This is a genomic window from Rhizobacter sp. P1_G5, assembly GCF_056405435.1.
The window spans coordinates 1-6,552 of sequence record NZ_JBFUCB010000334.1 but is presented as its reverse complement, the minus strand read 5'-3'; the positions used below and the strand labels follow the sequence as shown (position 1 = coordinate 6,552).

Below are 6,552 nucleotides of genomic sequence, written 5' to 3'. Positions count from 1 at the left end.
GATCGACTCAATGGCCGCCCACTGCGACTCGTATTGGCCCTGCGACTCCAGAACCATGCGCACCGCGCGCTCCATCACCTCGGGTGAAAACTTCGGGGACTTCCTCATTGCTCCATTCTCTCAATCGAAGGAGCCTCCTCGGAACCCGGGGCGATTCAGGGTGTGTTGGGCTCGCCAGCGAGTGTGCGGCGAATCTTGGGTCTGACGTCGTCCACAGTTTCAGCTGTTGAACTCGTGTGCTGCCTCACCTCCGGCAGGCACGCATACCTGGCCCAAGAGGCTGCATCTTCGAGCCGAGCTGGGCGCACGGAAAAGCCTGGAATCAGTGGTGGTCGCCTGAGCATGGGTTTCGTGCGGCCCAACGTGGTGGGGCAGATTTAGCACCACGACATCGTACTTGGCCCAAGTCACGAGTGCCGCCCGAAAGCGGCCGTCGGCGAGAGACCACCTCTGGCCGAATCTGCCCGCTGTGTCAGCCGTGATCGATGTGCACGAGGCCGAACGCCGAGGCAAAGAACAAGGCTCCCATTGCTAAGGCCGCACAGCCGATCAGGATTGCCCGCCAGCCATAGACCCAGAAGTCGTCGTCGTCGCCGATGGCTGCGCGGCGGGAAACTATGAAACGCATGCCGGCTAGCAAGCCAACACAGCCGCCAGCGAAGTCCAAGAGCCGTTCAGCACCACTCATTCGGCGAGTCTGCCACAACGAATCCGCTGCTCGGAAGCGGTCGTTGACGAAGGACGGCTCGTGGCCAGATACAGCTGTCCGTTCGTTGAAGCTGAGAGCCCCAGCTAGTGATGGTCAGCAATCGAAAGCTGCACGTCGTAAGTCAATGGCTCACGCCCTAGACGGGCCACTGCGGCCCTCAGCAGTTCAGCCTCAACCGGCGCGACACCGAGGGCAAAGTTCTTCAGTATCGGCAGAAGCCACTCGCCCCCCGCATTCGAGAAATGCTCTTTCCACTTTGATTCAAGCGCTTCGGCAACAGAAAATACGCCACTGGCGAATCCATGCCCCTCTCCTTCCGCGAACCCAACGGGGCGCCGTACCGTATCGAAGCAAAGCGCGACTTCGTATGGCCAAGGGTAGTTGTTCGCTTTGGATACCGGCTTCGTTCCCTTGGCTAGTACGTAGTAGCGCGGCATGTGCCCTTCCGGGATGTCATTTGAGAGTGCGGGAGTGGCGTCGACGGCACATCCCGGAAACAGTCTATCGCGGCAGTCTGCTGTGGACCGCCTGTCGCCATCGCAGACGGGTCAAATTCGGTCAAGCCATGCACGGCGCAATGCGCGTGCTAGGTGCCGAAAGCGTTGTGGCCACTTCGTTCGACTCTCGATTTCCTCAAGGCATCCGGCGATTTCCGCGTCCACTGGCATGCCCTGCTCCAGCCAGCCCACCGCCAGTTCAGGCCACCAAGGCGTGTCCCATTTGAGCCCCACAAGCACCACATCTCTGGCAGGCGCCTGCTTCGATTCGTACTCGCGGTACGGAGATTCGAGATGAATGACCACTGACTGGATAGGCATGTGTCCAAGGCTACCCGAAAGCAGTCAGTCGCGACCGGCAGCTCGTGGCCGAGGCTGTGTGAGAACTCCGCAATAGGTGCCGCTCCATCAGCGAGGCGACCCTTTGGAAGGCGGCATCGACCCCCACAGTGTCATGACGCCGTCGGAAGGCCATCAAGCGAGCCCATTGAAGGCAACAAGGGGCTCACGCCCCCATCGAACTGACCGCCTTCATCGTCCTGGCCATGCCCAGGATGCGCAGCACGCGCTTCAGGTTGTAGGCGAGCACCTGCAGGCTCATCTCGGTGCCGACGTTGCGCAGCCTGCGCGTCAGGAAGTGCGTCGAACCCATCCAGTGCTTGAGCGTTCCGAAGACATGCTCGACGGTGCACCGGCGCAGCGTCATGGCCTCGGGTTGCTGATCGAGTCGGCGCTGCATGGCATCGAGCACCGCCTCGTGCTCCCACCTCGCGATCCGCCTGTAGTCGCTGGGCGTGCACTGCGCCTTCATCGGGCACTGCGGACATGCGCTGCTCCAGTAGCGCCGGATCTGCTGGCCGTTCTCTTCTCGCGTGTACCGATAGATCGCGCGCTGGCCCGCTGGGCATCGGTACTCGTCGTCCTTGGCGATGTAGATGAAGTCGCGCTTGTCGAACCGGCCTTCGGCTTTCGCGTTCGAGGTCAGCGGCTTCGGCACGAACGGCACGATGCCCGCGTCGGCGCACCCCTTGATCTGCGGTGCATTGAAGTAGCCGCGGTCGGCGTAGGCGCGCAGCTTCGGCTTGCCCATGGCTTCGCGCGCCGCCGTCGCCATCTTCGTGAGCTGAGCTCGATCGTTGCCGATGTTGGTGACCTCGTGCGCCACGATCAGGTGGTGCTTGGTATCCACGGCGACTTGCACGTTGTAGCCCACCACGCCAGTGCCCTTGGCCTGCGACATCATCGAGCGCGAGTCCGGGTCGGTCAGCGAGAGCTGTGGCTCTGGCTGGCGCGCCAGCCGTTCTTGCAATCGATCCATGCGCCGCATCTGCTCGCGCAGCGTCTTCACCTTGTCCTTGAGCCTGTCGGTCTTGGCAACGAACTCTCCGGGCTGCGTCCGGTCGGCCGTGTCCAAGGCATCCAGGTAGCGCTGGATGCTCTCCTCGATCTGCTTCTTGCGTGCCTCGATCTTGGCCGGTGTGAAGTTGCGGTCGCGGCTGTTGACCGCCTTGAACTTGCTGCCGTCGATCGCCACGGCGGCCTGCGAGAACAGCTTCAGGTCGCGGCACAGCTCGACGAAGCGGCGGCACACGGCGCGGATGCCCACGCCGTTGTCGCGGCGGAAGTCAGCGATGGTCTTGAAGTCCGGTGCCAGTCGACCCGTCAGCCACATCAGCTCAACATTGCGTTGGCACTCCCGCTCCAGTCGCCGGCTCGACTGCACACGGTTGAGGTAGCCGTAGATGTAGATCCTCAGCAGCACCGCCGGGTCATACGAGGGGCGGCCTGTTGCCGCCGGCGTCGTGCCCTCGAAGCCCATCGATGCCAGATCCAGTTCCTCGACGAACGCGTCGACCACGCGAACCGCGTTGTCCTCCGCAATGAACTCGTCCAGCGACTCAGGCAGCAGCGTGACCTGATGTCGATCCCGCCCTTCAACGAACCTGCGCATATCGACTCCTTCTCGATATGCCTTCAAACTCTACGCACCTGCGGCCAACCGCGGATCGGGGTTTTCACACAGCCTCGGCCGACAGTAGGCGTCCGACTTCCGACACCGTCGAGCGAGGCCGATGCCAAGCGGTTCGTCAACGAGTCGAGGCGAGCGAATGAAATCTGGCGCTCGACCAACGCTAGCGCTCAACGCTGCCCGCAACGGCCCGAACGCCCTTTCCCAGAACGGTGCTCAAGTGCGCCGCAACAATCGACGCCTGAACTTCGTCTGCTGTCCTGCCGATCCGCAGCCGACGTCCGCTGAGAAGGTGAAGGCTGACGACCCACCATTCGAGCCTCTTGCCGTTGCGGCAGTGCTGTACCTCAATGGATTGAATGGCTTCGAAGCTGGCAACTGTTCGCCCAGCTGCAGAGACAAGGCGACTGACCTTGTCGGCAATCACATGACGAGTATTCACGCTCAGGACGAGGCGATCCTTCTTCTCCTCGACGATTTCGATCCAAGAGTAGGCCGCGAAGAACTGCCCGAGCGCTGCGATGAGCGCTTGCCAGATTTGCTTGAGGATACTCATTCACGGATTCTCCAACACGTCCATGACTTCACCGAAAGCGGGCATAGGCGAGCGGCAACTCCTGGCCGACTGTTGCCTGTCGGCTGCCTCACTTGGTGGCCTCGAGGCGACCCATAGYGGAAGTTGGATCAGGCTGCGCAAGGCTCCAGAAAGCGGCCGTTCAACGTTTGAGATAACCGCCATCACCTGGCCTGCTGGGGCAGGTCCGGCCTGTCTCGACACCAAGCATCTAGCGTGACCTGGCGACTACCCTGTTCCTCCGACTGACCTCTGCGCAGGACATGAAGACCCGGTGCTGCATACCAGATCTCCCCGTGCTTGTCGGCATCTTTGATCTGGACAAAACCAGTCATGCTTGCCGTCGTATACGGATCAAGCACAGTGTCTCCCCACTGCGCGTACCACTTCGGAAATATTGCCTTGCCGTCCGCATTTGTAGTCGTCGTCTTCACTCCCATGCAGCGTTGACTTCCCGAGTGAAGGTTCACGGGGTCTTCCTTCGTTGACCCTCGCCAAACTGCAGTGACTTCTGCGCTTTGGAGCGGGAGAAGCTTCCATTGGCTAGGTGGGGCCTCCGGGTTCTGAACTTCTACGACGACAGCGTAGAACTCACCCGCGGTCAGTGCGCTTACCCGCAGCCAAACGAAGCCACCAGCGATCACGGTCGCCATTGTCGCCAGCATGAATACTCGTCGCATAGTTCGCATGGATTTCCATAGACGCCTAGCGGTGCTGAGCCTACCCGAAGGCAGTCGCTCGTGACCGGCAGGAGCTGGCCGATTGCAGGTCTGCGCGCCGTGCGCAGCGGGCGACCGCTGATAGTTTCATTGATCTGTCGGCTCAACGCCAGTAGGCAGCATCCGTCGTGCGCTCAGTCCGGCACCTCACCGCCGCAGGTCTTCCAGTTGAAGCGCGTGATCCGTACCATCGCTTGGCCATCGCCTTCATCAACGGGCGTGAAGGCACGGCTGGTGATTCGCTCATCTTCCACAAATGCGCGACGCAGCGGAGACAACACGCCGAGGCACGCAGCATCGTCGGACAGATGGTGATACGTCAGAGCCAAGTCGTTGCGCACTTGCGCCTCGTCGGGCAGCCAGTACATGAAACGGCCGCAGCGATTCAGCAAGGCGCTGAGGACCTCCGCGGCTTCCCGATACTTTCGGCCGCGGTACAGCGCAGTGAAACGGTCGCGCTCATGCTTCACAAGCACTGCACGGCAGGCTGGAGCTTCGCGGTAATAGTCGCCCTGGAAGAAGGCGCGAGATCCGCAAGGCCCCCTGCATGCGGCCTCGGTGGCCGGATCCGGGTTGATCGACACTCGGTCGAGGCTTCTTTCGAAGCTGATCTTGCATCCCTCCTGCGTCACAGCCTTCATGTCTCGAACGGTGGCCTCCAGTCCGCACGAGTGGCCATTTTCCCCGATGGTGTCCAGTTGAAGCTTGCCATCCTTCTCTACGACCAACGTACCCCATCCTCCCTCGGTGATGTACGTGCCAGCAGGAATCGACTGGGCTTGAACGGCGTGTGTTGCACAGCTTGCAGCCAGCACGATCGCAGCGTATCGAAGCATTGGAATCATTCTCTTAGAACCGCTCGAAAGGAACAACGCCGGAGAGGCTTGCGAACTGTTCGAAAGCTGCCTGTCACGACCGACTGGTCGTGGACGGTCGCTTGCCTCGCCCGGTCGCCCGTAGACGACCCGTTGCTGTCAATCGGCTACCCCGACGATATGCGGGTGCGCAGTCGTTTGTCGGGCTAGGGGGTCCGGTAGATTGGTGTCTGCACACTCGATGAAACGACTATCCATTCACCGTCTTTCTCCACGTATCGGAACACGTCCTTGAATCGTTGGTCGTCACCGGTGCAGTTGCCCCATACGTCCACCCACAGGGCTCCACCTTCTGACTCACCACCCACGGCTCTGGTGAGCGTACATCCCGAATGCAGCTTCGCAAAATCAGCTGCCACCTGCGCATCGGTGGGGCCGCTGCAGCCCAAGATCGATGCGCCGCAGAGAGCCGTAACCGCCACTGCCAAGAAACGACCGAGAACGGAGGGAAGCTGTTGAGGAGTCATCCGCAGAGCTTGGGTCAATATCGCGAAGCCAATGTGAAGTCTGCGTGCTCCGAGGCCATATCGCTCGCCCGACAGAGGTCGTCCACTAGCGACAGGAAGTGGCCGAGGCTGTGTGAGTTCGCGTGAGCGCGAAGCGGACGTTCAACCGCGCCTGGGCGACGCGGAGCGCGAGCCCCTACTCGGGCGGCGTTGCTCACAACACCGTGGTCGCCGCGGTCTTGACCGTCGTTGGCGGGCGCTACTTGTCGAAGCGAAGATTCTGAGGAACGGCTTCGCAACTCGCGAGATCCTTACAACCGTACGACCACGCGCGAAGATTTGCGCCGTACAGACCGGGAAAGTTCTGCAGGTTGCAGGACAGGGCCTTGCCGGGATGGGGTGACTCGCCAGAACGCGACTCGAACTGGACGAACGCGGCGTCGTATGGCGCGTTCACGCTCCAGTCGGCGATTGCAATCGAGCGCTCGATGAACGCGTTGACAGTGATCTGAACTTTCGCCTTGGGCGCGAGCGCGAGGTTCGCGCTCTTGTGTCGCTTGCCGAGAAACGCAGGAGCGCCGACAAGAACCGGCGTGATGCTGGGGGGCTCGCTGGGTTGTGGCGTGCTCCAGTTGAAGCCGTAGTTGCCGTCTTCCTGCGGCCGGATTGTCTGTCCGCTCGTGTTCTCGACGTCCAGCATCCACTTGATCATCAGGCCATGCGGTTTGGGCACGACGATCTGGCTGCGCACTGTACACAGCGC

General features: G+C 61.4%; 7 protein-coding genes. All 7 read right to left on the bottom strand.

All coding sequences use genetic code 11. From position 1 onward, the window contains the following. Nucleotides 1-472: 472 nt before the first annotated feature. Complete coding sequence (locus AC1D12_RS20865; RefSeq protein ID WP_477842587.1) at nt 473-688, bottom strand: hypothetical protein; 216 nt, start codon at nt 686-688, stop codon at nt 473-475. A 104-nt stretch (nt 689-792) separates the two neighbouring features. Next, nucleotides 793-1,146 (bottom strand): hypothetical protein, encoded by a 354-nt coding sequence (locus AC1D12_RS20860; protein WP_477842585.1) that lies wholly within the window; start codon nt 1,144-1,146, stop codon nt 793-795. A gap of 565 nt (nt 1,147-1,711) precedes the next feature. Further along, entirely contained in the window at nt 1,712-3,157 is a 1,446-nt protein-coding gene (locus AC1D12_RS20855; protein WP_477842583.1) for an IS1182 family transposase, read from the bottom strand. 181 nt (nt 3,158-3,338) lie between these two features. Beyond that, on the bottom strand, nt 3,339-3,731 hold the full coding sequence (locus AC1D12_RS20850) for a hypothetical protein (protein WP_477842581.1): 393 nt from the start codon (nt 3,729-3,731) through the stop codon (nt 3,339-3,341). Nucleotides 3,732-3,913: 182 nt separating this feature from the next. Further along, a complete protein-coding gene (locus AC1D12_RS20845) occupies nt 3,914-4,219 on the bottom strand; it encodes a hypothetical protein (protein WP_477842579.1) in 306 nt (101 codons plus the stop codon). Between the two features lie 383 nt (nt 4,220-4,602). After that, nucleotides 4,603-5,304 (bottom strand): hypothetical protein, encoded by a 702-nt coding sequence (locus AC1D12_RS20840; protein WP_477842577.1) that lies wholly within the window; start codon nt 5,302-5,304, stop codon nt 4,603-4,605. A gap of 744 nt (nt 5,305-6,048) precedes the next feature. Further along, nucleotides 6,049-6,552, bottom strand: a 504-nt coding sequence (locus AC1D12_RS20835) for a hypothetical protein (RefSeq protein ID WP_477842575.1), incomplete at its 5' end; no start/stop codon positions are given.